25 protein-coding genes are annotated in these 23846 nt (G+C 62.1%); 15 read left to right on the top strand and 10 right to left on the bottom strand.

All coding sequences use genetic code 11. The features are described from left to right. The first annotated feature begins 153 nt into the window (after positions 1–153). The 3 genes from METAC_RS0118150 to pyrF all read left to right on the top strand — a co-directional run bounded on the left by METAC_RS0118150 (position 154) and on the right by pyrF (position 2612). Complete coding sequence (locus tag METAC_RS0118150) at positions 154–639, top strand: cupin domain-containing protein (protein ID WP_026608120.1); 486 nt, start codon at positions 154–156, stop codon at positions 637–639. A 366-nt stretch (positions 640–1005) separates the two neighbouring features. Further along, positions 1006–1881, top strand: a complete 876-nt coding sequence (locus METAC_RS24420) for a class I SAM-dependent methyltransferase (protein ID WP_245257520.1) — start codon at positions 1006–1008, stop codon at positions 1879–1881. Next, on the top strand, positions 1878–2612 hold the full coding sequence (gene pyrF, locus METAC_RS0118140) for an orotidine-5'-phosphate decarboxylase (protein WP_051335671.1): 735 nt from the start codon (positions 1878–1880) through the stop codon (positions 2610–2612). The genes METAC_RS24420 and pyrF overlap by 4 nt, the downstream gene beginning before the upstream one ends. A 10-nt stretch (positions 2613–2622) precedes the next feature. Here the strand turns inward: pyrF and METAC_RS25370 are convergent, their stop codons facing one another. Then, complete coding sequence (locus METAC_RS25370; RefSeq protein WP_051335670.1) at positions 2623–3234, bottom strand: TetR/AcrR family transcriptional regulator; 612 nt, start codon at positions 3232–3234, stop codon at positions 2623–2625. Then, positions 3222–4058, bottom strand: coding sequence for an N-acyl homoserine lactonase family protein (locus METAC_RS0118130; RefSeq protein WP_026608118.1), 837 nt, complete (start codon positions 4056–4058; stop codon positions 3222–3224). The genes METAC_RS25370 and METAC_RS0118130 overlap by 13 nt, the downstream gene beginning before the upstream one ends. 413 nt (positions 4059–4471) lie before the next feature. Between METAC_RS0118130 and dapB the strand changes: the two genes are divergently transcribed. Then, positions 4472–5299 (top strand): 4-hydroxy-tetrahydrodipicolinate reductase, encoded by an 828-nt coding sequence (gene dapB, locus METAC_RS0118120; RefSeq protein ID WP_026608116.1) that lies wholly within the window; start codon positions 4472–4474, stop codon positions 5297–5299. Positions 5300–5469: 170 nt separating this feature from the next. Here the strand turns inward: dapB and METAC_RS24410 are convergent, their stop codons facing one another. Further along, entirely contained in the window at positions 5470–5709 is a 240-nt protein-coding gene (locus METAC_RS24410) for a hypothetical protein (RefSeq protein WP_036255708.1), read from the bottom strand. Positions 5710–6282: 573 nt separating this feature from the next. On the opposite strand from METAC_RS24410, the gene METAC_RS0118105 reads away from it, so the two are divergent. The 6 genes from METAC_RS0118105 to METAC_RS0118075 all read left to right on the top strand — a co-directional run bounded on the left by METAC_RS0118105 (position 6283) and on the right by METAC_RS0118075 (position 13243). Next, positions 6283–7485 (top strand): pyridoxal phosphate-dependent aminotransferase, encoded by a 1203-nt coding sequence (locus METAC_RS0118105; RefSeq protein ID WP_026608114.1) that lies wholly within the window; start codon positions 6283–6285, stop codon positions 7483–7485. A gap of 15 nt (positions 7486–7500) precedes the next feature. After that, on the top strand, positions 7501–7902 hold the full coding sequence (locus tag METAC_RS0118100) for a DUF2237 family protein (RefSeq protein ID WP_026608113.1): 402 nt from the start codon (positions 7501–7503) through the stop codon (positions 7900–7902). Between the two features lie 342 nt (positions 7903–8244). After that, the gene (locus METAC_RS0118090) at positions 8245–9471 is read left to right on the top strand and encodes an aminotransferase class I/II-fold pyridoxal phosphate-dependent enzyme (protein WP_026608112.1); all 1227 of its coding nucleotides are present in this window, start codon (positions 8245–8247) and stop codon (positions 9469–9471) included. Positions 9472–9736: 265 nt separating this feature from the next. Continuing rightward, positions 9737–10879, top strand: a complete 1143-nt coding sequence (locus tag METAC_RS0118085) for a hypothetical protein (protein WP_026608111.1) — start codon at positions 9737–9739, stop codon at positions 10877–10879. Positions 10880–11025: 146 nt separating this feature from the next. Beyond that, positions 11026–12027 carry a fatty acid desaturase gene (locus METAC_RS0118080; protein WP_051335875.1) on the top strand — a complete coding sequence of 334 codons (1002 nt, stop codon included), beginning with the start codon at positions 11026–11028 and terminating at the stop codon, positions 12025–12027. A gap of 85 nt (positions 12028–12112) precedes the next feature. Next, positions 12113–13243 (top strand): glycosyltransferase, encoded by a 1131-nt coding sequence (locus tag METAC_RS0118075; protein WP_245257519.1) that lies wholly within the window; start codon positions 12113–12115, stop codon positions 13241–13243. Between the two features lie 15 nt (positions 13244–13258). Here the strand turns inward: METAC_RS0118075 and METAC_RS0118070 are convergent, their stop codons facing one another. Beyond that, a complete protein-coding gene (locus METAC_RS0118070; RefSeq protein ID WP_026608108.1) occupies positions 13259–13912 on the bottom strand; it encodes a sterol desaturase family protein in 654 nt (217 codons plus the stop codon). A gap of 300 nt (positions 13913–14212) precedes the next feature. Between METAC_RS0118070 and METAC_RS26585 the strand changes: the two genes are divergently transcribed. The 5 genes from METAC_RS26585 to METAC_RS0118045 all read left to right on the top strand — a co-directional run bounded on the left by METAC_RS26585 (position 14213) and on the right by METAC_RS0118045 (position 17613). Continuing rightward, the gene (locus tag METAC_RS26585; RefSeq protein WP_156898272.1) at positions 14213–14365 is read left to right on the top strand and encodes a hypothetical protein; all 153 of its coding nucleotides are present in this window, start codon (positions 14213–14215) and stop codon (positions 14363–14365) included. A 234-nt stretch (positions 14366–14599) separates the two neighbouring features. Then, positions 14600–15037: a 5-(carboxyamino)imidazole ribonucleotide mutase gene (purE, locus tag METAC_RS0118060; RefSeq protein ID WP_342446954.1), complete on the top strand. Its 438-nt coding sequence runs from the start codon at positions 14600–14602 to the stop codon at positions 15035–15037. 7 nt (positions 15038–15044) lie between these two features. Continuing rightward, entirely contained in the window at positions 15045–16142 is a 1098-nt protein-coding gene (locus METAC_RS0118055) for a 5-(carboxyamino)imidazole ribonucleotide synthase (protein WP_026608105.1), read from the top strand. A gap of 191 nt (positions 16143–16333) precedes the next feature. Beyond that, on the top strand, positions 16334–16573 hold the full coding sequence (gene rpsU, locus METAC_RS0118050; RefSeq protein ID WP_026608104.1) for a 30S ribosomal protein S21: 240 nt from the start codon (positions 16334–16336) through the stop codon (positions 16571–16573). A 176-nt stretch (positions 16574–16749) separates the two neighbouring features. Beyond that, complete coding sequence (locus METAC_RS0118045) at positions 16750–17613, top strand: tetratricopeptide repeat protein (protein ID WP_036256775.1); 864 nt, start codon at positions 16750–16752, stop codon at positions 17611–17613. Between the two features lie 134 nt (positions 17614–17747). Here the strand turns inward: METAC_RS0118045 and METAC_RS0118040 are convergent, their stop codons facing one another. The 6 genes from METAC_RS0118040 to METAC_RS0118015 form a co-directional block, all read right to left on the bottom strand. Further along, positions 17748–18800: a sulfate ABC transporter substrate-binding protein gene (locus METAC_RS0118040; protein WP_026608102.1), complete on the bottom strand. Its 1053-nt coding sequence runs from the start codon at positions 18798–18800 to the stop codon at positions 17748–17750. Between the two features lie 175 nt (positions 18801–18975). Continuing rightward, positions 18976–19779 carry a TOBE domain-containing protein gene (locus METAC_RS0118035; RefSeq protein ID WP_026608101.1) on the bottom strand — a complete coding sequence of 268 codons (804 nt, stop codon included), beginning with the start codon at positions 19777–19779 and terminating at the stop codon, positions 18976–18978. A 158-nt stretch (positions 19780–19937) separates the two neighbouring features. After that, positions 19938–21038, bottom strand: coding sequence for a beta-N-acetylhexosaminidase (nagZ, locus tag METAC_RS0118030; RefSeq protein ID WP_026608100.1), 1101 nt, complete (start codon positions 21036–21038; stop codon positions 19938–19940). 131 nt (positions 21039–21169) lie between these two features. Then, complete coding sequence (locus METAC_RS0118025; RefSeq protein WP_026608099.1) at positions 21170–22231, bottom strand: hypothetical protein; 1062 nt, start codon at positions 22229–22231, stop codon at positions 21170–21172. 106 nt (positions 22232–22337) lie between these two features. Beyond that, positions 22338–23057 carry a CbtA family protein gene (locus METAC_RS0118020; protein ID WP_026608098.1) on the bottom strand — a complete coding sequence of 240 codons (720 nt, stop codon included), beginning with the start codon at positions 23055–23057 and terminating at the stop codon, positions 22338–22340. Between the two features lie 9 nt (positions 23058–23066). Next, the gene (locus METAC_RS0118015; RefSeq protein ID WP_026608097.1) at positions 23067–23276 is read right to left on the bottom strand and encodes a CbtB domain-containing protein; all 210 of its coding nucleotides are present in this window, start codon (positions 23274–23276) and stop codon (positions 23067–23069) included. Positions 23277–23846: the final 570 nt, after the last annotated feature.

Below are 23846 nucleotides of genomic sequence, written 5' to 3'. Positions count from 1 at the left end.
GCGCTTTCGGGGACGGCAATGGTCAGGCGCCCCAAGTCGTCGCCTAAGTTATTCTTAACCCAATAATATACTTGTTTTATAGATTGAATAGGAAGATATTCAAATTTCCGCTCCCGAAATGGATGTGGGGAGGCGAGGATGGAGGGGATCATCATGAAGCTCGGGAAAGCGATATTCGGCGGCGCCATTGCCGTTGCGCTGATGACGGGTTTGCCGGTTACCGCCGAAACCAATAAGGATTTCATCTATTTGCCGCCGGAAAACGTCCCCTTCAAAAGCCCGTTTGAGGTCGGCATGCAGCAGGCGGTTCTCTTTGGCGATCCTTCAAAACCTGGCGTCTATGTCATCCGCATCAAGTTCCCGCCGGGCTTTCATTCCAATCCGCATTTCCATTCACAGGACCGCCATGCGACCGTGATCAAGGGCACCTGGTGGAACGGCACTGGCGAGGAACTCGATTTCAACAAAGCGAGGCCAGTGGCGGCGGGTTCTTACGTGCTGCATCCCGCCGGCGGCGTTCATTGGGACGGCGCCGGGGATGAGGAGACGATCGTGCAGATCGTCGGGATCGGGCCTGTGGAGACCACACAAATAAAGGCGCCTGGCTCTCCAGAAGGCTATTGGCCGAAGCCAAAATAGATTCTCGATGGCAATACCCATAACGAAGAGATCGGCGGCCCCGACTGTCGCCTAAATGTATTCTTGGCTTGCCCAAAGGGCGGCCTACTATTCCAGCTCTTATGCGACGAATAAGTCGCCTTACCTTTCAAGCTTTGCAGAAAACTGACCGTTCTTTAGGGCTCAAAATTTAGACCTTTCCGACCTGGAGGCTATGCTACAGGATCTATTAGCCGAGCAGCTCTTAAGCGCAACAAAGGAAGCCGGATTTTAGTCTAAATTTGACGTCGGCGGACGGCAAAAACATTACTGTTTCTTGACGCTGGGCCAATTGTCGGCGATTTTCGCCGGGGACTTTCACCCTCTCGCCAGAACGAGGACATTCCTTTGCTCAGCCAATCCTCGCGTCCGGACCCTCGTAGCGCGTCATCGCCCAACATACCGATCGAAGAGCGCATCGCCGACGAGGCGCGTTTCTTCAGATCGTGGCTCGACAACCCCATGGTCGCCGGCGCCGTCTCCCCGTCCGGCCGGTTCCTGGCGCGCATGATGGCCCGCTACGTCGATCCGCTCGTGGAAGGGCCAATCATTGAGCTCGGGCCGGGCACCGGCCCGGTCACTGAGGCGCTTTTGCGCCGAGGCGTCGCCCCGGACCGGCTCTTTTTGGTGGAGTTCGACCCAGGCTTTTGCCGCCTGCTCGCGCGGCGCTTTCCCGGCGTCCATATCATCCAAGGCGACGCCTATCGCCTGGCCGAAACCTTGGCGGGGCATATTCGCGAACCGGCCGCCGCCATTGTCTCGAGCCTGCCCCTGCTTATGAAGCCAGAGCGGGAAAGGCTCGCCCTTCTGGGGCAGGGCTTCGCGCTGCTCGCCCCCGCGGGACGCTTCGTTCAATTCACCTATGGCCCTGTTTCGCCGATCCCCCGCGGCCGCGCCAAGGGGCCCACCTTTCTCGTGGAGGGGTCCCCGCCGGTCTGGCTGAACTTGCCGCCGGCGCGCGTCTGGATCTATCGGCCGCAAAGTCAAGACGCGGCTTCGCAGCGCCAAGGGTCGGCGGAGACAAGGCAGGATTTCATCGGCATCATGAGGTCCGGCGCAGGACACATGCAGACCCATTTGATGAAAGAGATCGAAGACGCAAAAGTGAGGTTTCGCCTGAAGGCCAGGGCGAGGCATTTGCGCCGGCAGGGCGTACGGCTCGAACCGGCGCTGCGGCTTCTGGGCCGGCTCCCCAAGCGCGACAAGCAGCGCCGGCCGCGATGAGCGAGGCCCGCGCCCTCACGGGCCTCGAGTCTCTCCCCGCGCGGCAAAGACTGATAGCGGCGCTCGATTTTTCGACCGTGCGCGAAGCCGAGACGATGGTCGAGCGGCTCGGCGACAGCGTCGCCTTCTACAAGATCGGGATGGAGCTCGCCTATGGCGGCGGCCTCCCCTTCGCCAAGGATCTCGTCGCCGCCGGCAAGCGGGTTTTCCTCGATCTCAAGCTGCACGACATCCCGACCACGGTGACCAAAGCCTGCGCCAATGTGGCGCGTCTTGGCGCGGATTTCCTCACCGTGCACGCCTATCCCCAAACAATGGGGGCCGCGATGGCCGGTGTCGCTGGAACGCCTCTGCGCCTCCTCGCCGTGACCGTGATGACCTCTTATGACGACCAGGATCTACGCGAGGCGGGCTATGCTTTCGCAGTCAAGGATCTCGTCGCGCGCCGGGCGGAGCAAGCGCGGCGGGCCGGAATCCACGGGCTCATCCTCTCTGCCGGGGAAGCCAAAGCCATGCGGGCGAAATTCGGCCCGGAGTTGATCCTCGCAACTCCCGGCATCCGGCCCGTCGGCTCGGAGACCCGCGACCAAAAGAGAGCCATGACGCCGGCCGCCGCGCGCGCCGCAGGGGCGGATTATCTGGTCGTCGGACGCCCGATCACAGAAGCAAACGACCCTAAGGCGGCGGCCGAAGCCATCGTCGCAGACATAGCCGGGGTGGATTCGGAATAAGCGGCGCGCCTTATTTCAATAGGCTCAAGATTCGCGCCACGATCGCGTTGGCCCGCGACTCCATTTCCGGCGCAGGGGCCGGCAATTCATCGAAATAAGCCTCGCGGGCGAGCTGAGCGATAAAGCCGATGATCGCGGAGGCCTGTAGCTTTTGCTCTTCGGGAGAGACGCCGCGGGCTCCGACCAACTCCCGTATCTGGCCCAAAAGAGAATAACGCCTCGTCTCGGCGCTGGCCCCGCGCCAAAAGCGCCGCAGATTCTCTTGCACGTAAAGGACCGCCTCGCGATCCTCCTCGATCAGGCGCAAGGCGCAGGCGACGATGGCCGCGATTTTTTGCTCAGGCCCGGGGCCGGCGGCCGCGGCCTCGGCGCGGAAAGCCTCGCCCATCCAGGCATAGCAGCGCTCGAAAAGGCAAAGGGCGAGCGCGTCCTTACTTTCGAAATGCTTGAAGATCGCGGGATTGGAAAAGCCGCTTTCCGCCGCAATGTCACGAACGCTCGTCGCGTCGACGCCGCCAACGACGAAAAGCCCGAGCGCCGCTCTCAGTCCGGCCGCCTTGGCCGGGGCGTCGTCCTGGACAAGAAAACATCTTGTTCCCCGATTCTGCTTCAACCCGCCCATAGCGGCGCGATTTCCCCTTCGGCCAAGCGCCTCACGGCGTCCGGATCATGCGAGGGAAGCACCACAGTCGGATGCGTCTTGGCATAGGCCTCAAGCCGTTCAATGCTCCGCGCCGCGAGCCGCGCATTCGCATGCGCTCCCGCCAATTCGCCAGTGAGCAATTGCTTTTGATTATAAATGGCGTCGCCGGTGAACACATAGGACAAACCGCCCCGCCGAAGAATGATCGAGCAATGGTTCGGCGTGTGGCCGGGCGTTGGCGCGACGAACAGGTCGCCAGCGCGCGTGATCGGGTAAATGCGGTCAAACACGGGATCGGCGACGGGCTCGAAGGCGAAGCGCCTTGGCGTCAAGGGCGCAAGCAGGGCCTTCGGCGCGCCCGACGGATGCGCCCATTCGGATTCGTTGACCCAGATCTCGCAGCCCTGCAACTCGCGCAACCCATCGACGTGATCGATATGAAGATGGGTCATGAACACGCGGAGGCCCTGCGTCCCCGCCGCGCGAAATTTGGGGAGCTGCGCGCCGATCGACTGGCCGGGCTCGACCTGGAAACGGCACAGCCGCCGCGTAAGCCACGCGTCAAAACTGCCGATCGAGTCGAGATAGTCGGGGCGCAGCCAACCCGCGCTCATTCCGGCGTCGATCAGAATGTCGCCTTCTGGGTGGGAGATCAGCCAGGCGAGCACGGGAAGGTCCGAGCTGAATTCCGCGCTTAGGAGAATGCGCAAGCGGCTACCGATCGGGCCGCCTTTTCTTGTCAGAAATGGCTTCTTGACTTGAACGAAACCTGTGTTGATCGCGATGACGCCGATATTCGACATTGGCATGCTCCTTATCCATGGAGCGGAAGTTAGCATTCGCTAACCTCCTGCGCAATGCGTGGTCTAAAAGGGGCGCCAGAGGAAAAAGCGGCCCCTGAAACGCAAAGCGCCGGGCGTACCTCCGGCCCGGCGCGCGATCTCAAGCCGCTTGTCGCGCCCCTCGATCGCCAGCGATGATAGAAGGCGTCGGTGACGCGGGCATGACGAGTTCGCGGCCAGATCGCGGTGATTTTGGATCGAATCGATCCAAAATCGTCAAAGGAGCAGGACGCACGTGGACGGCCGTTTCTGCGTTTTTGCTGAAAATCACGCTCTGTTGTCGCAGCCCGAGGCGTTTCAAGATTTTAGGCATTTCCGTTCGAACGCGTCGTGATCTATAGATCTTATCGCAACCCGGCCTCAGGAGATCAGCCATGAGCGAAATGCGTCTCGTCGTCGCCGGCGCGGCCGGGCGCATGGGCCGGGTTCTCGTCCAGGTTATCCATGAGACGCCTGGCGCGACTCTCGCCGGCGCCGTCGAGGAGGCGGATTCGATCGCGATCGGCCAGGACGCCGGGCTCCTCGCGGGCTGCGGCCAGACCGGGGTCGAAATCACTGGCGACCCGTTGAGCGCCATTCTCGGCGCGGAGGCCCTGCTCGATTTCACGTCGCCCGAGGTCAGCGTCGAGCTTTCTGCGCTCGCCGCGCAGGCGCGCATCGTTCACGTCATCGGCACCACGGGGTTTTCGTCGGCGCATTTGGCGCGGATCGAGGCGGCCGCACGCCATTCCGTCGTCGTGCGCTCGGGCAATATGAGCCTTGGCGTCAATCTGCTCGCGGCGCTTGTCGAAAAGGTCGCCCATACGCTCGGCGTCGAATATGACGTCGAAATCGTCGAGATGCACCATCGTATGAAAGTCGACGCGCCATCCGGGACGGCGCTCTTGCTCGGCGAGGCGGCTGCAAAAGGGCGCGGCGTGTCGCTCGACCAACATGCCGCGCGCGGCCGCGACGGACATACGGGCCCGCGCAAGTCCGGCGACATCGGCTTCGCCTCCTTGCGGGGCGGAACCGTGATCGGCGACCACAAGGTGATTTTCGCCGGACCGGGCGAGCGCATCGAACTCGCTCACGCCGCCGAGGACCGCAGCATATTCGCGCGCGGGGCCGTGCAAGCCGCGCTCTGGGGCAGGAGCCGCAAGCCGGGCCTTTATTCGATGATAGACGTCTTGGGCCTCAATGATCTCATTGGGCCTCGGTGATTAATTCGACCGCAACAGTCAATGACCTCGATGGCTCAAAGGCATCATTGGGTTAATGGCTCGTGCGCAACAGCCAAAAAAACGTCGGGCCGCGCCCCCTTTCGGAGAACGCGGCCCTTGCACGCACTTCCCGGGGGCCAAGGGGAAGCTCGTGTGACAGTTTGAAGACCCTAGCTCCGGATGTCCAGCGGCATTTCCGCGACACGGGAGCCGACGGTCATCGGCCAATGAGACATGGTAAACATGGACGCTCGATCCACGCGCGCCAGCAAACCCAACGCGACGGCGGCAATGGCCAGCACCAAGATGAGAGCCAAAGACACCTGAAATTGCCGTCGTGCCGATTGCGCGTCGACCCTATGGAGAAATCCCGCCTCCCTGCCCTGGTCAAAATGCTGCGCGACGAACATGCCGCATCTCCAACCCCGCCGCGATGGTCCGAATCGATTGCTCATGGAGTCATTCTTCAATGATCCAAGAGCGCTCGCCGGTGCGGTATCGCACGCCCCGCTCAGAACCCCATTTTTCGCGCGGCAGGTAAAAATCTCGTTCGGTGCTAAAACGCGGCCGTGGGTCAAAAAGTTTCACTGCCGACGAATATTTCCGCGGCGCCGAGAAAAAAATTACGCACTGTCGCAGCGCGGATCGCTGGTCGAACGCATTCCGCCCCAAAGCGGGCGATCGACTAAGAAATTGCTCCGACTTCGAAGAACTCAACCATATTCTTGCCGATCAGATCGATTCCATCTGATCGGCGGAGGCTCTAGAAAAATGACGCCTCAGCAATATTAATAGGCGAAAGCCGACGTTTTTGAGCCCGACTCGGGCTGATTCCTCAAAGTCGCGCATATTTTCATCAATAAGGCGAAGGGCTCGTCTCAGGAGCGCGCGGATCCTCACTTGCCCTCGGCCGCGCCCTCGCCCTAAGGTCCGCGCCGCCCCCCAACGACCTGCGACGGTCCCTGCGCACGGAGCCTTGCGCCATGCCCTTTATCGCCGACGCCTTGCTGCGCGTGAAGCCCTCCGCGACGATCGTGGCGACGCAAAAGGCGCGCGACCTCAAGAATGCCGGACGCGACATCATCTCTCTCTCCGTGGGCGAGCCTGATTTCGACACGCCGGACAATATCAAAAAGGCCGCCATCGCGGCGATCGAGCGCGGCGAGACCAAATATACGCCGGTCGCCGGAATTCCCGCCTTGCGCGAGGCGATCGCGCAAAAATTCCGGCGGGAGAACCATCTCGACTACAAGCCGTCGCAGACGATCGTCGGCACCGGCGGCAAGCATATTTTGTTCAACGCCCTGCTCGCCACAGTCAATCCAGGCGATGAAGTGGTCATTCCGGCGCCTTATTGGGTGAGCTATCCGGACATGGCTTTGATCGCCGGCGGCCGGCCTGTGACGGTTCCGACAAGCATCGAGCAGGGCTTCAAACTACGGCCCGAAGCGCTCGAGCGGGCGATCACGCCCAGGACCAAGTGGCTGATCCTGAACTCGCCGTCGAACCCGTCCGGCGCCGCCTACACGCATGACGAGCTGCGGGCTTTGGCCGAGGTCCTATTGCGTCACGACCACGTCTGGATCCTGACCGACGACATTTACGAACATCTGATCTATGGCGATTTCACCTTCGCGACCCTGGCGGAGGCGGCCCCGGATCTGATCAACCGCACGCTCACCATGAACGGCGTGTCGAAATCCTACGCCATGACCGGCTGGCGCATTGGCTACGCCGCGGGCCCGGAGATGCTGATCAAGGCGATGGAGATGTTGCAGGGGCAACAAACTTCGGGCGCCTGCTCGATCGCGCAATGGGCCTCGGTCGAGGCGCTGACCGGCCCGCAGGACTTCATCGCAGAGCGGCGAAAGATTTTCGAGGCGCGGCGCGACCTCGTCGTCTCCATGCTGAACCAGGCAAAATATTTGCAATGCCCTTCGCCCGAAGGCGCCTTTTATGTCTATCCCTCCTGCGCCGCGGCGATCGGCCGGAAAACGCCCGACGGGAAGCAAATTGAGACGGACGAGGATTTCACTGCGGCCTTGCTCGAAGCCGAAGGGGTCGCCGTGGTGCAGGGCTCGGCCTTCGGCCTCGGTCCGAACTTTCGCATATCCTACGCGACCGCCACCTCCACCCTGGAGGAGGCATGCGCGAAAATTCAGCGCTTTTGTTCGAGTCTCACATAAACAATCGGAGCGCGCATGTTCAGGGACGATACCGGCGGCGGCGGCCGCAAGCCTTCCCGCAATGTCTTGGGCGAGCCCTTGACGAGTTGCTCATTCGATCCCATCACCGGCTTCTTCCGAAACGGCTGCTGCGACACGGCTGCCGAAGATCTCGGCAGCCATACGGTCTGCATCGTGGCGACGGAGGCCTTCCTGGCCTTTTCCAAGGCGGCCGGAAACGACTTGTCGACCCCGCTGCCGGAATATGGCTTCCCAGGCGTTAATCCCGGCGATCGCTGGTGCCTTTGCGCGCCGCGCTGGCAGGAAGCGCATGACGCCGGCAAGGCCCCCCATGTCGTTCTGCAGGCGACCCATGAAGGCGCGCTCGAATATTGCGCCCTCGCCGATCTCAAGCGTCATGCGATCGATCTGTCTTGACTCCGCCGCTCGGTCTGGCGCGATCTCGATGTGACAATTTTGATTCGCAGGCGCCCCGCTGCGGGCGCTGCAGCCCGGCGAACGACCGTCATTCGGCCCTTTGTTACGTTTTGTAACCGGAATTGACCAATTGAATTAGAGGCTTGTAATAAAAGAACTTTTTATGATCGAGCCCGGCCGGTCGAGCCCCTCCGGCGGCGTTGCGCGAAGATCGCATTTTGCTCCACCCAATTCATGATGATATGCCTCGTATCGCCATGAGAGGTCCCATTCCATCCTGCGTCGTCGAGAGTCCCGATTTTTCGAAGCGTTTCATGAACTCGATTTGGACTGCCTATATTCGTGTCTAAGTTCAACAGCCTCGCCGACTACGCCACCAAACGGTTCCGCCTCGCGGGCAAAGCCTATCTCGAAGGCGGCGACCCGTTTTTCGCGGCGACCGATAGTCTGCGCCAGGAAGCGAAGATCAAAGGGCGGCATTTCGTCAGCTTCGCGAATTACGACTATCTGGGCCTCGCCTCTCATCCAGCCGTCAAAGCCTCGGCCGCCGCCGCTCTCGAAACTTTCGGGGTCGGGGCCCTCGCCTCACGGCTCGTCGGCGGCGAACGCTCGACGCATCATCATTTGGAAGTTGCGCTCGCCGAATTTCTCGGGACCGACTCGGCGCTCACATTGGTCAGCGGCTATCTGACCAATGTGACGACCATTTCCCATATTCTCGGCTCGCGCGACGCCCTTTTCATCGACGAATTATCGCATAACAGCATCGTCAGCGGCGCGAAGAGCACGGTCGCCGAAACCATCGTGTTCCGCCACAATGATCTCGACCATCTCGACTTTCTGCTGCGTGAGAGACGCGACCATTATCGGAACGCGCTGATTGTGGCGGAAGGCCTCTACAGCATGGACGGCGATCTCGCCGACCTCGTGGAGCTCGTCAAGATCAAGCGCCGCCGCGGGGCCTGGCTATTGATCGACGAAGCCCATTCCATCGGCGTGCTCGGCGCGCAGGGACGCGGCCTGTGCGAGCATGTGGGGGTCGATCCTCAGGACATCGACCTGATTATTGGCACCTTGTCGAAGACCCTCGCCTCCTGCGGCGGCTTCATCGCCGGCAAGGCCGCCGTGATCGACTGGCTGCGCTACACGCTGCCGGGCTTTGTCTACAGCGTCGGCCTCTCCCCCGTCATCACGGCCGCCGCCGAGACCGCCTTGCACTTGCTGAGCCAGGAACCCTGGCGGCTCGAGCGCCTGCGTCAGAACGCCGAGCTCTTCATGGGGCTCGCGAGAGAGGCCGGCCTCGACACAGGGCCGGCCATTGGCCGCGGCGTCGTTCCAATCCTTTTCTCGGACAGTCTCGAGACTTTAGCCGCGTCGAGCCATTTGCTGAGCCATGGCTATTACGTCCCGCCGATCATTCAGATCGGCGTTCCGAAAGACCAGCCACGGCTTCGATTCTTCCTGTCGGCGGCGCATACAGAATCGGAAATCAGAGGCGTCATCGATCTGTTGGCGACGCGCAAAAGCGTTCACGCGGAACCCGTGGCGTCCCTCAGCGCGGCGACCTGAGGCAAAAAGGCGCAGGCGCGCCGGCCCGCCCAGCGGACGGAAGCCAACACCGTCAGGCGATGAGAGCCTGCAGCGAAAAATGATGCTGCGGTTCGTCTCCTCCCGCGTCCGATTGAGCCGGAATCGCGACTCGGACAAGCGAAAGGAAAGGCTGGTCGAGAGCGTCCCACGCCTCGCATCGCTCAGGGGCCGGAAGCTCGAACTCTCGTGGCGTCGCCGATCGGCCCTAGCTCCGCAGTCTTTGAACCCGAGGACCGCCATCCATATGCCTTCTATCGAGATCGTCCCCGCGGACGGGCTGCAAAACTTCCTGACCTTCTGCCGGGCGCCGCGCCTTCTCTACCAAGGCGAAATGGGCTTTGCGCCGCCGCTCGACGCCGAACGCTGGACCATGCACGCGGCGAGGCTCAATCCGCATTTCAAGCAGGTCGAATCTCAGGCCTGGTTGGCGCGCAAGAACGGAAAGCTCGCCGGGCGCATTTTCGCGCAAGTCTATAAGGACGAGATTTCCCCGCTGGGCGCCTCGCGCGCGCAATTCGGTTGCCTCGACGCGATCGAGGACGACGCCGTCGTCGACGCCCTTTGCGACGTCGCCGAGACCTGGCTGCGCGCACGCGGCGCCGAGATCATTCATGGGCCTTTCTCCCCCTCGGTATGGAGCGAGTGCGGCCTGCTCATTCAGGGTTTCGACGCCGCGCCGATGGTCTTCATGCCCTGGACCCCGCCCCATTTGGCCAAGGCGCTGGAGCGGCGGGGCTATAAGAAAGCGCGCGACTTGATCTCCTACCGCTATGACGTGAGCGAAAAGGACCGGCGGGCAGAGCCCGGCATCATGGCGCGGCCGGAATGGCGCGGCCGGCTCGCGATCAGGACGCTGGATCTCAAAAACATCAAGCCGGAAGCCGAGATCATCGTCGACATTTTCAACGACGCCTGGCGGCAGAATTGGGGCTACGTGCCCTTCACGCTCGAGGAATTCATGTCGAGCGCCGATGGGCTCAAGCTCGTCATGCCGCCGGAAGGGGGCTTCATGATCGAGCTCGACGGCGAGCCGCAAGCTTTTGGCGTCATTCTGCCGAACCTGCACGAGATCACCGCGGATCTCGGCGGCCGCCTGTTTCCCTTCGGCCTACCGCGCCTGATCTCGCGCATTCGCAACCATCGTTTCAAATCGGGACGACTCGCCCTTTTCGGGGTGAGGCAGGCCCTGCATCGCAGAGCGGCCGGCGGGGCGGTCATCCTGGCCTTCATAGAGGAGTGTCGGCGGCGCGGCGCCCACGGGCCGCTCGAACATGTCGAATTCGGCTGGGTCCTGGAGGATAATGTGGGCATGCGCCGGCCCATCGAGCTTTCCGGCGCGCGCATCGACAAGATTCATCGCATCTATGAGAAAAGCCTCGCCGCCTGAGCGCCGAACGCCCGGCCGATGCGATCGGTCGCATTGATCCTTCGCGACGGAGAAGCACACCATTGTCGGGCGGAATCGCGCGCCGCGCGTCGCCCCTACAAGAGGAACATCGAAGCATGAGCGCGCAAGCTTTCGATCTAGGCTCGATGGACGCCGCCGAGACCGCCGCGCGGCGCAACGCCTTCATTCCAACGGCGGCCAAGCGCCCGCATCCTTTGCGTCGGAGGGCGATCCTCAAGGCGCATCCCGAAGTCGAGGCCCTGATCGGCCACGATCCGCGAACAGCGATCGTCATCGCCGGCGCGGTCGCCGGGCAGACCTTGCTCGCCGCCGTCTTCGGCCATCTCGGCCTCGCCTATTGGTGGGCCGCCCTGATCGGCGCCTTTTGCATCGGCGCCTTCGCCAATCACGCCATGTTCGTCGCGATCCATGACGCAACCCATAATTGCGTATTCAAATCCAACGCCCTGAACAAATGGATCGCGATCCTCGCCGATCTGCCGAACACCTTCCCGAATGCGATGGGCTTTCGCTGCTATCATATGAAGCATCATTCGCATCTCGGCGATTATGACTACGACGCCGATCTGCCGAGCCATTGGGAGGCCCGCGTCTTTGGCCGAAGCGCGCTCGGCAAGGCGGCCTGGATGTTCTTTTTCCCGGCGCTGCAATTATTCCGGCTCGGCCGGCTGAAAGGCACGGTGCCGATGTGGGGCCGCTGGACCTTCATCAACGCCGCCTGCGTCGTCGCCTATGATCTTTTGATCCTTGTCTTCCTCGGCCCGAACGCCCTGCTTTATCTCTTCGCCTCTTTCTGGTTTTCAGTCGGCGGCTTGCATCCCTTGGCGGCGCGCTGGGTGCAGGAGCATTTCACCTTCGATCCGGAGCAGGAGACCTTCGATTACTACGGCCCGCTGAACGTCATCGCGCTCAACATCGGATATCACAACGAACATCACGATTTTCCGGACGTGCCTTGGACCCGCTTGCCGCAATTGAAAGAGATGGCGCCGGAATTCTATGCGGATCTGAAGACGCATGAGTCCTGGCCCGGTCTCCAGATCCAATTCATTTTCGATCCGCGCTTCACCTTATACAGCCGGGTCGACCGCAGCGCCGCCGCCTTGAAAACGGCGGGCGGGCGCTGAGCTTGCGCCGAATCCGGCGTTAAACGAAGGTGATCGCTCGTCCGCCTGCAGCGAGGCCCTCGCCGCACTCATTCATCGGATCCTCGTGGTTTTTCTTCTCTCCATGATCGGCGCGTTCTGGTGGTGCCTGTCCACGGCGCTCTTCGCCGTGACCCTGGCCTGCGGCCTTATGCAGCCTGTCCTTCAGCGACGCCGAGCGACGCGCGCCGATCTGCCTCCGGTGTCGGCCCTCGTGCCGATCAAGCATCTCGATCCCGGATTCGAGCGCGCGCAAGCCTCCATTTTCATTCAGGACTATCCGGCCTATGAGGTCCTGATCAGCGCAGTCGAGGAGGATTCGCCCGCGCTCGACGCGGCGCGGCGCGTAGCCGGCGCGCATCCCGAACGGCCTTGCCGCATCTTGCGTTCGGCCGCGCAGATCGCGGTCAGCCCGAAGCTCAATAATCTCGCCGCGCCCTTCGGCGAGGCCAGAAACGACTTCGTCTTCACGAAAGACTCCAACATGACGCTCGCGCCCGACGTGATGGCCGCCTTCATGCGGAGTTTTTCGAAGGGCGTCGGCCTTGTGGTCGCGGTCCCGGTCGCGGTGCGTCCGCAAAGCTTCGCCGGCCGGATCGAGGCGATCCTGCTCAACGGCCATGCGCGCCTTCTCCTCGCCGCCTCGGTCCTCGGGCTCGGCTATGGCGTCGGCAAGGTCATGCTGTTTCGGCGCAGCGATCTCGCCAAGGCGGGCGGCCTCGAGGCGGTCGGCCATATGCTCGCCGAGGACACGGCCATTTCGATGGCGCTCGCGCGGCAGGGGCTCCGCACCGTGTTCTCGCATCGCACGGTCGCTCAGGAGATCGGCGCGCGCAGCCTGCGCGAGGTCTATGAGCGCCAAGCGCGCTGGAGCGTGATCAGACGGGCGAACGAAAAAATATCTTTCCCTTTGGAGCCATTGGCCAGCCCGCTGCCGGCCGCATTGGCGGGCGCGCTCGCGGGGCCGCTCATCGGGCTCCCCGCCTCGCTCTGCTTCGGCGCCAGTTTGGCGGGATGGTTTTGCGCCGAAATTCTCTTCACGGCGCTGAAAGGTTGGGAAATTTCAGCCTGGGCGCCGCTCGCCTTTTTGGGCCGAGAAATTCTCGCCCTCGCCGCCTGGCTTCGCGCCTGGACGACGCATGACGTTGTATGGGGCGAAGGGCGTTTCGACGCCCGCCGCGGCGCACGGGACGTTTAACTTTCTCGAAGCTCTTCAAGCCCCGCCGGGCCGGACATGGGCCGTGCCGAAGACATAATCCCACCAGGGCGCGCTGACGCCAAAGCCGCGCTTAGGATCGCGGAAATGATGCAGCATATGGACGCGCCGCAGGGCGAGGGCGACTCGCGTCTTCGGATCGCCATGATGGACATAGTAATGCACCATGTCATAGGCGAGATAGCCGAGAATGAACCCCGTCAGGACTGGATAGACCAGACTTGATCCAAAGACGAGGCGCAGGATGGCGTAGGCGATGAGCATGATCGGCCCGCTCAGAAGCGCCGGCATGACGAGCCGCAGCGGATCGTTCGGGTGCACATGATGGATGCCGTGGATCAGCAAATGGATGCGCGCGCCAAAGGCGCCAGGAAACTCATAGTGAAAAAGGAAGCGATGGCCGAAATATTCGGTCAAGGTCCAGATCAGATAGCCGAGCGCCGCGCCGCCAAGGACGCTCGTGACGTCGAACAGTCTTAGGCTCGCCACCGTAAGGCAAGCGACGACAGGCACATAGACGAAGAGCGGCGTCGACCAATGCACGCGGGACAATTTGTCGAGAAGCGGATTTTCAAAAAGCCGCGGCGAGGCGCGCAAGGCTTCGCTATCTCTTGAAAGGCCGTAGCCGGCGTCTTCCGAAGTCTCCGTCATGATTTCCGATCTAACCCGAATGTTGCGATTTTCGAATTCTAAACCATTTTGAAGCGAGGGGGAAACGCGCGCGCCAGAGCAGGCATGCGACATTCCCCCACGCCGCCTCAACGCCGGCGGCGCCGCGTATTTCAAATCCAATACATTGCAGGCGGACCAGATCTTCGGGCCTCATCGATGATCATCTGACAGTAAAGATAAAGCTTAAACTCGACTATATGGACCGAGCGGCTTCGCCTATCATGCAGTTCAGCAAAAAGTAACTTTATTTATTTAAAGCAGAGTTCAAAGGAGGCTTCCGTGTCTGAAAATTGGGGCGTCTTGTCTTTCTGGGTAAAATTATGGGCCTTCCTCTGGTTGCTGGCGGCGCAATGGGCCGGCAAGTTCGGAGCCTCGCTCATTGGAAAGCTTTTCTCTGCTTTTAGAAACAACCCATTTTTCAGAGCAAGATAGAAATAGTAAATTTTGCCGCCGTCCTTTTTGTAAAGCGAGCAACGGCCGGCCAAAAGAAAGTGATCCCGCCGCGCTGGGATCGCCGAACGCCGGCGCAGGCTTCGGCGCGCTTGCGCCGGTTCCCCCCTTCGTCTATGCCCCTGCCTTCGCCGTATCCAAGCCCTGGACCGCCATTTGTCCGCCACCGAAAAACCCGTCTCCGTCATTATGGGTAGCGAATCGGATTGGGAGACGATGCGGCATGCAGCCGGCGTCCTCGACGAACTCGAGATCGGCTACGAAACTTTGATCATTTCAGCTCATCGCACACCCGATCGGCTCTTCGCCTTCGCCAAGGGGGCCAAGGCGGCCGGCGCTAAGGTGATCATCGCAGGCGCCGGCGGCGCCGCCCATCTTCCCGGCATGACCGCAGCCTTGACCGAGCTTCCGGTTCTCGGCGTCCCGATAGAAACCAAAGCCTTGCACGGACAGGACTCGCTTTATTCCATCGTGCAAATGCCCGCCGGCGTTCCAGTCGGAACCTTGGCGATCGGCAAGGCCGGCGCGGTCAACGCCGCCCTCCTCGCCGCCGCCATTCTGGCTCTTGCGAATCCGGCGCTCGAAGCGCGTCTGTCGAGTTGGCGCGCGGCGCAAACGGAAGCCGTGGCCGAGCGGCCGGCGAACGGGGACTGAATTGGCCATGTCCTTTGCACTCGCACCCGGCGCGACCATAGGCATTCTCGGCGGCGGCCAATTGGGCCGAATGCTCGCCCTGGCGGCGGCCCGGCTCGGCCTCAAGACGCATATCTATTCCAATGATCCCGATAGCCCCGCCTTCGACGTGAGCGCGGCGCGCACCATTGCGCCTTTCGACGACGAGAAGGCGCTGGAGGATTTCGCGCTCAACGTCGATCTCGTAACCTATGAATTCGAGAATGTACCCGCGCGGACGGCGGCGCTGTTGGCCGAGATCGGCGCGGTGCGACCTGGCCCCGCCGCTCTCGCTACTTGCCAGGATCGGCTGGTCGAAAAGGAATTTTTGACCTCGAACGGCATCGCGACAGCTCCTTATCTGCGCGTCGACGACGCTGGGTCTCTGGCCCGCGCGGTGGCGCAGCTCGGCCGTCCCTCGATCCTCAAGACGCGGCGTTTCGGCTATGACGGCAAAGGCCAAGTTCTCGTCCGCGAGGGCGGGGATCTCGCCGTCACATTTCGCTCGCTCGGCGGCGCGCCGGCGATCCTCGAGGGAATCGTGCCCTTCGCCAAGGAGGTCTCCGTCGTCGCGGCGCGCGGGGCGGACGGCGCGTTCGCTGTCTATGACGTCTGCGAAAACGAGCACGAAAACCATATCTTGAAATTCACCCGCGCTCCAGCGCGCATCGCGCCGGAGACCGCGGCCGAGGCGGTGCGGATCGCCCATGCGATCGCGGACGCGCTCGATTATGTGGGCGTTCTCGCGGTCGAGATGTTCGTCGTCGATCCGACCGGCGGAGAAGGCGAAGGCCCCGCCGAGCTTCGCGTCAATGAGATCGCCCCACGCGTTCATAATTCCGGCCATTGGACCCTGGACGGCGCTTTGACCTCGCAATTCGAGCAGCATGTCAGGGCGGTCGCCGGCTGGCCGCTCGGCGTGACGGATCGCCATGGATCAAGCGTCGAGATGTGGAACTTGATCGGCGAGGAAGCCTTCGCCTGGGAGCAGATCCTACGCGAGCCCCGAACGAGCCTTCATCTTTACGGCAAGTCCGAAGCGCGGGCCGGCCGCAAAATGGGCCATGTAACGCGCGTCGCGCCTTGAGCTCAGTCGTTCCGGCGCCCTGAGCTGAGCAGCTGCTAACCGGCTCTCGGCTCTAGACAGATAGGCCCGGGTCTGGTATCCGCGTTCTCTCTGGGATCGGGCGCTAAAAAGCGCCCGGCTTTTCGTTCCGCCTTTTTCCGTCAAATGCGTCGCCGCAGGCGACGATGTGGCGATTCATCAAGGACTTTTGCGTGCAAGTTCTCGTTCGCGACAATAATGTCGATCAAGCTTTGAAGGCGCTGAAGAAAAAAATGCAGCGCGAAGGCATTTTCCGCGAGATGAAGCTCCGCGGCCATTACGAAAAGCCCTCCGAAAAGAGAGCCCGCGAGAAAGCCGAGGCCGTCCGCCGCGCCCGCAAGCTCGCCCGCAAGAAAATGCAGCGCGAGGGCTTGTTGCCGATGAAGCCGAAGCCCGTTTTGGGCGCTCGCTGATCGCCTTCGTCATCGGCGCCATGCGCTCCCGCTGCGAAATGCCAGGCTCAGCTCCCAAAGCGTGAAGCAGGCCTGTGGGACGCGTCTCGGAGCCGTCATGTCTCTTCCCTAATGAGTTTATGGGCCAAGTCGGCCCGTGAATGCCCGGCGAGGGTGAGCGGATGACAGTCTTCGCGATGGCGTTTCTACGCGCGACGCCGGCAAGGCGTCCTGTGCATGGCCTTTTGGTCGCCGCGGCGACTTTTGCGCTCGCCGGCTGCGAAACGACCACGAACCTGATGACCAAGCAGGGCACCGGGGCCGCCGAAATCGACAGCGCGTCGACGGAAGCGCACGAGGCTAATCTCGCCTCCCTGAACGATGTCGTGCGACGCAATCCGAATAGCGCGGAGCCCTATAACACGCGCGGCGTCGCTTATGCGCGGATCGGCAAGTTTCAGGAAGCGATCGCGGACTTCAACCAGTCCATCAAGATCTCTCCGGACAATGCGGCGGCCCTCACCAATCGCGCGCTGGCCTATCGCCAGGTCAATCGCAATGACGCCGCGCTCAGCGATTTCAATCGCGCCATCGCGGTTGACCCGAACCACGCGCCCGCCTATCTCGGCCGCGCCAATCTCCTGCGCGCCCAAGGCAATCTCAGCGACGCTCGCGCCGATCTCGATCAGGCGATCAAGCTCAATCCGGAGAGCGCCCAAGCCTTTCACGCGCGAGGCTTGATCTATCAGCGCGAGGGAAACCACGCGCAGGCCATCACGGATTTCGACAACGCCATCGATCGAAATCCTTTCGCCGGCCCGCCCTATCAAGCGCGCGGGCAAAGCCTGCTCGCCATCGGCAAGCCCGACAAGGCGATCGAGGATTTCAACGCAGCGCTCAATGTCGACAATAAGAACGCCGACGCTTGGGCCGGACTCGGGCTCGCCTATGAGAAATCCGGCAATCGAGCGAAGGCGCTTGAATCCTATCAGCGCGCCCTCGTGTTCGACCCCAATAATCAGCTTGCCAAAGACGGCGCCGCGCGCGCGGCGAGATCCTAGGCGCTCACGCCCGCAACTGCGAGATACGGCTCAACGGGCGGGAATTCCAAGAGGCTTTTCGCGCCTCGCCAGATAAAGAAACGGCGGCCCCGAGGCCGCCGCATCTCATCCTGAAAAACGTAAGCAAGACGGCCTCAGCGTTGCGCGCCGTAGATTTGATCGAAGACCCCGCCGTCGGCGAAGAATTTCGCCTGCGCTTTAGCCCAGCCGCCAAAATCCCCGTCCACGGTAACGAGCGGAATCTTCGCCAGGCGGGCGAGATCGGCGGGCGCCGCCGCCTCCGGCTTGACCGGGTGGTAGTAATTCGCGGCGATGATGGCCTGGGCCTTCGGCGTATAGAGAAAATCGAGATAGGCCTGAGCCTGGGCCCGCGTCTTCTTGGCGTCTACATTGGCGTCGACCAAGGCGACCGGCGGCTCGGCGAGGACCGAAATGGACGGCACGACGATGTCGAACTTGTCCTTGCCGAATTCCTCGGAGACGAGAAAGGCGTCATTCTCCCAGGAGATCAGCACGTCGCCGAGGCCTCGTTGCGCGAAACTAATCGTTGATCCGCGCGCGCCTGTGTCCAGAACCGGCGTGTTCTTATAGACGGCGCGAACGAAGTCCTTCACCTTGGCTTCATCGCCTTTGAATTTCTTGTTCGCGTAGCCCCAGGCCGCAAGGAAATTCCAGCGTGCGCCGCCCGAAGTCTTCGGATTGGGCGTGATCACCGAGACGCCGGGCCTGATCAGATCGTCCCAGTCCTTGATTCCTTTGGGATTGCCTTTGCGGACCACGAGCACGATGGTCGAGGTGTAGGGCGTCGAATTATTGGGCAGCCGCTTTTGCCAATCGGCCGGGAGCTTCCCGGTTTTGGCGGCGATCGAATCGATGTCCGCGGCCAGGGCCAAGGTCACGACATCGGCGGGCAAGCCGTCGATCACGGCGCGAGCCTGCGCGCCGGAGCCGCCATGCGAGGCGCGCACGGCGATGGTTTCGCCGGTCTTCGCCTTCCAGTCCTCGATGAAGGCTTCATTGACCGCACGGTAGAGCTCGCGGGTGGGATCATAGGAGACATTGAGCAGCGCCTCTTCCGCTCGCGCAGCGTGAGCGGATAGAGCGGTCGTGGCGAGGACGAGGCCGCCAATGGCGAGGGCTCGAAAAACGGCGGGAAAAACGAGGCGATCGCGCCTGAGCGGGGTCATGAAGGGCTCCCTAAGAGTGGTACACCCTTTCTATAGACTACATAATTATAGTCAAGAGACTGAGCCGGCCGCGAGTCGGCCCAACCGAACCGCAAGCAGGCGACCGCAGCTTGAATTCAGGTTTGGCAGATAGGCGGGAGCGGAACCGTTCTCCGCGAGCCGGTCGCGAACGAATTCAATCCGTTGCGAGGATCACATGCGAGGTCTTGAAAAGCGCCCAGACCGCGCTGCCGGGCGTTAGGCCCAGATCCTCAGCCGCGTCCTGCGTGACGACCGAAATAATGGTCTTGCCGCCGCCAATATCGACGGTGATCTCGGAATCGACGCCACCGTCGATTCGATCGACCACGACGCCGCTGATCCTGTTGCGCGCCGAGATGCGCGGGGCGTCTTCCTTGGGGGCCAGCATCACAGAGGAGGCATTGACCATGGCGACCGCCGAGCGCCCGACGGTTAGGCCGAGCTCGACGATGCTGGCGTTGGTGATGATCGAGGTGATCACGATCTCCGGCGAAACCCTGAGCTTCACTTCGACATTGACTGGCGCCGGGAGGATTTCGACAAGCTCGCAGTGAAACGCGTTGCGGACGCTGAGCTTGAGGCCGATCCCCCAGAATAAAAGGTCGCGCTCGTTTTCGAGACCTTCCTCGACGATGGCGTTGGAAATTCGCCCGAGCTTTTCCTCCAGTCGGCGAAAGGCCGCGATCAAACGCCGTCCCTCGTCGGTCACCTCAGCCCCGCCGCCGCGCGGGCCGCCCGTGTGGGTGATGAAGGCCGGCCGGGGGAGAAGATTATTTATGGCGTTAACCGCGTCCCAAGCCGTCTTATAGCTGAAGCCGGCGATTTCCGCGGCCTTGGTGATGCTCCCGTGCTGGATCACGGCTTCAAGCAACGTGATCCGCTCCCTACCGACGAGAAGCCGCCCATCGGCGCGAAGCGCCAGCAAAGTATCGATTTTTCCGGATAAGTTTCGGGGCAATTTTTCCTCCGCAAACTTCCTAGATGCACGACTTTACCAATTGCGACAATGACAATCCGCGCCTTGGGGCCGGTTATATAGTTTACTTACCTGATAGGGCTACGCGTGTAATCGGCCGGATTTGAGAAGCCGCGACCTCCAGCCGCGGGACGATGCGCTCACACGACCTCGACGGTCTGATCTGTATATAAAGCCATGGCGTCGCCATGCGCGCGCAGCGCCTCTTCCGGCAAACGTCGAACCTCGTTCACCGGCGTTTGCTCGAGCAGCGCCGACACGCGCGCCCGAGATCGCGCCAGAAGCGACTCGTCGAGCCGACCCTCGTCAATCGCCGCGACGATCGCCTCGGCGAAGCGTCGGGCGCGATCGGTGTCGGTGAAATGCGCGCAGACCATCAGCATGTCGCAACCTGCCGCCATGAAACGGGCCGCCGCTTCGGGGGCGTCGAAAATGCCGTTCATGGCGCCCATGCCGACATCGTCCGAGATCGCGACTCCGGCGAAGCCAAGCTCCTCGCGCAAGATCTCTCGAATGAAGCGCGGCGATAGCGTGACCGGCGCCTCGGGATCAATCGCCGGAAACAGGATATGCGAGGTCATGATCATGCCGATCCCGGCTTCGATCGCGGCGGCGAAGGGCTTCAATTCGCGGCGGCGGAGCGAGTCGAGGTCGAGGTCCTGCGCCGGCAAGCCGACATGCGAATCGACGCTCGTGTCGCCATGACCGGGAAAATGCTTGCCGCAGGCGATGACTTTCTCTTTCTGCATGGCGCGCATGAAAGGAAGCGCCGAGGCGATCACGGCTTCCGGAGTCGTCCCGAAGGCGCGTGGGCCGATCACCGGGTTTTTCGGGTTGGTGTGAATGTCGAGGACCGGCGCGAAATTCAGGTTGAGGCCGAGCGAGGCGAGCTCGCGCCCGATCGCCCCGCCGACCTCCGCGGCGTGATCGGCCCATTGCGAGGCATAGGCGAAACGCGTGATCGGCGGCGGCGTGCGGCAGACCCGGCCGCCCTCATGATCGATCGCTATGAACATTTTCGGTCGACCGGCGGCCGCGCGAATGTCGTCGACAAGCCGGGCATGACTCTCGAGCCAACCGTCATAAGACAGGTCGTGGCGGAAATTGCTTTTGAACAGAATGACGCCGGCCGGACGCAGATCGTTGAGCAGAGCCCGATCGAGATCGTGAAGCGCGGTCGTCGGCCGCAGGCCCACCAAAAAATGGTCGCCGACGGAATCGATGGAACTCTTGAGCTTCATAGCGCGCCTCGGCCGAATCAATCTTGCATGATTGGCGGAGCCATAAGGTCGACGCAAGAGCGCCCGCCAAGAAATCCATGCGCGCCGGGCGAGCCGCCTTCCACTCCCGCATTGACGGCTGATCTTTATATTTAGATCGACCGTCGATGCGCCGTCGCCGGGTCATTCTTGTCGTCGCGCCAGCCCGGATGATTGAAATGAACGACAAAATCGCTGTTGTAGGACGCGACGGCGTCATCGAAGGTCAATTTGCCAATGCGGCGCCAATTCCGGAAGCGGCGCCGCACATAGCCCAAAATATTCCGCTCAGTCCCTTCATCCGTGACTTCGATATGAAAGGCCAATTTGCGCTTCGGGGCCGGATCGCCCTTGTCGAAGATCTGCGCCATGATCTCATCGCGGAAATCCAGGGCCTCGCCTTCGATCCTCGGCTGCTCGGCCGCCACGAGAAGACGCATGAATGTCGGCGCGCGCGTGGGCTCGCTGCTCGGTTTGCCAAGCTCCGCGATCTGATGAAGCTGACGCAGGGTCGCTTGCTTGTCGGTCAGCGTGAACACGATTCCTTCGACGACAATGGTCAATAGAGCCTTTCCCCGCCGCCAAGGGCTGACATTCGGCGCATTGCGAAGCTCGGCGTCGTTGATGTAGGCCGTGTGGTCGCCGCCAATGTCTTCCTGAGTGAAGAAGTTCGCGGCGCGAAGCGGCTCGGCATGATCAGGATCGGTTGTTGGATAGAGCTTTCCGACCAAGGCCAGCGAGCGGACGTGGCCGCGGCGGGTCTCCGTGCAGCAGGTAGAATAGCGGCCAATCGTCAAGGCGCGGCTGCCTTGCCGAAAATAGCCCGAATATTCGGTCGCCTCGGTGATTTCCCATAGACCCGTGAGGCAGATCCCGTTCGGATGAAGAAATCGGCGAAATCCCTTCCGATCCGGCCCCCAACGCAAATCCGCATGGGAATCGACGGTTCGTTCCGAGGCTTGCCGGAACAAATAGCGCCGACCAAAGGGAAGAAGGCCCCGGAAGAAACTGGCGACGGTCGTTTCGTAGCGCGGCAAGGGCGGAGCGCTTTCAAGCCCCCAAACCGCTTGATAGGGATGCGCGAACAGGGCGTCGCGAACCTCGGCGTAACGCGACCCGGCGTAGGCCCGGTCCTCTTCCGTAATCTGTTCGATTCCGAAATGCTCTGGCTCCATGACGCTCTCCATCACAAACCGACGGCGCCCGCCAATCAGGTCGGGCGAAAGAAGACGCGCCCCCCTTCGGAAATTCAAGCAGCTTCGCCCAGTCCCGAGTCGGGACCTAGTCCGACGCTGAGAGATGACGGGCCGTCGGCGTCAGAAGCGCGAAGCCAAATCCGATGGCGCTCCAGAGCACGGCCTGCGTGCCCAGAGACGCGAGACGAAAGCGCCAGAGGAGGTCGGCTGGAAAGTCCGCAGGAACTTCATTGACCGAAGGCAGAAGGACGCCCGCGAATAGGGCGGCTGTGACGAAGACGACGACGCCGGTGAGCGCCCCTCTCCAGGCGCCAAACCGCGCCGCCAGATTTCGCCCGGTCGCCGCCGCCAGGATCATCGCCGTGAGCGAGGCGAACATCATGATGAAAAACAGCGCCGTGCGCGCGCCAATAGTGTCCGCGGCGCCGATCGCCGGCGGATTGGCCGGATATTTGAGCGCGGGGGCAAGCGCGAGCGCGACAAAGCCGGCCGTCGCGAGAAGCGCCGCAACCGCGCGGGGATCGCCGCCTCCGATCCGGCCATGGGCGAAAGCGAAAGCTAAGCCGAAGAAACCGCCGAGGGCGGCGCCGTAAACCATAGCGGCGGCAAAAAGGCCCGGCCCGCGCTGAACATCTCGACTGACAATTTCAGGCTCCGGCGGCTCGCCCGCAGCCTGCGCCGCGGCGCTTTCATAGGCGATCGCGCGCTCGATCGAGGGTTCGCCGGCGAGCGCGCCGAACGCCGCGGCGAGCAATCCCGCGAGGAGGCCGGCCAGCATCCCCCGGAGCAAAAGCGATCCGACCATGCGAGCGCCTCAATGGCAGGGAAAGGCCAGGAGATGGCGCCCGTCATGGACAAGTTCGTGCATGAAATGGCCGGGCAACAAAGCGGTCGCGCCCTGCTCCGCGCCGACGAAATAAATCGCCAATAGGCAGAAGAGACCGCCGAAGACGAGCCAGGGGAGAATATCGCGGACGGGAATGGGGGCGAGACTGGCCGCCGGAGCGGAAAGGGCCTTGCTCATGTCGTGACTCCAGGGATGACGCGTCCCAAATCGCATTCGCCAATCCGAGAGGAAGGTCTGGCTCGCAAGGCGCTCGAAACTTCAGGCGCATCGCTGACAGTGGCGCGACCGCGGCGGAATCACACCGCCTTCTTCGCATCCCGGTATGCTCGACCTTAGGATTGGCGCTCAAGCCTGTCAATTGACGCAAAATTTGGGTTTCGTCTCAGTTTGAATTTCTGCAAAGGGTGGTTTTGCGTCGGTCCGCTTCCGAGCCAGCTTCTTTCTGTCTGATAATCAGGCCGCAGCCATCGGATAAACCCCTGCTGTTCTTCAGCTACCTTTCTCGTAGAATCCATTCAGTCGACTCTGAAGGTCTCGCGCAACCAACTCACGAGGCGGGCCTGATCGCTGAGGATATCCATTTCGGGTTCCCGGACGCGGCGGAACCCATGCTTTTCGAGCAGATCCGCTATTCGCAGCCCGCGGTTAGCCGGGTTAACGACGGCTATGGTCTTCGTGGCGATTTCGACGGCAAGAGTGCGAGACATCGGCTTGGGAGTCTGTGGCATTTATTAGGGCCTACTGATT

The organism is Methylocapsa acidiphila B2, from assembly GCF_000427445.1.
In the GTDB taxonomy this organism is placed as follows: Bacteria; Pseudomonadota; Alphaproteobacteria; order Rhizobiales; family Beijerinckiaceae; genus Methylocapsa; species Methylocapsa acidiphila.
This window is presented reverse-complemented; position numbering and strand designations above follow the sequence as displayed.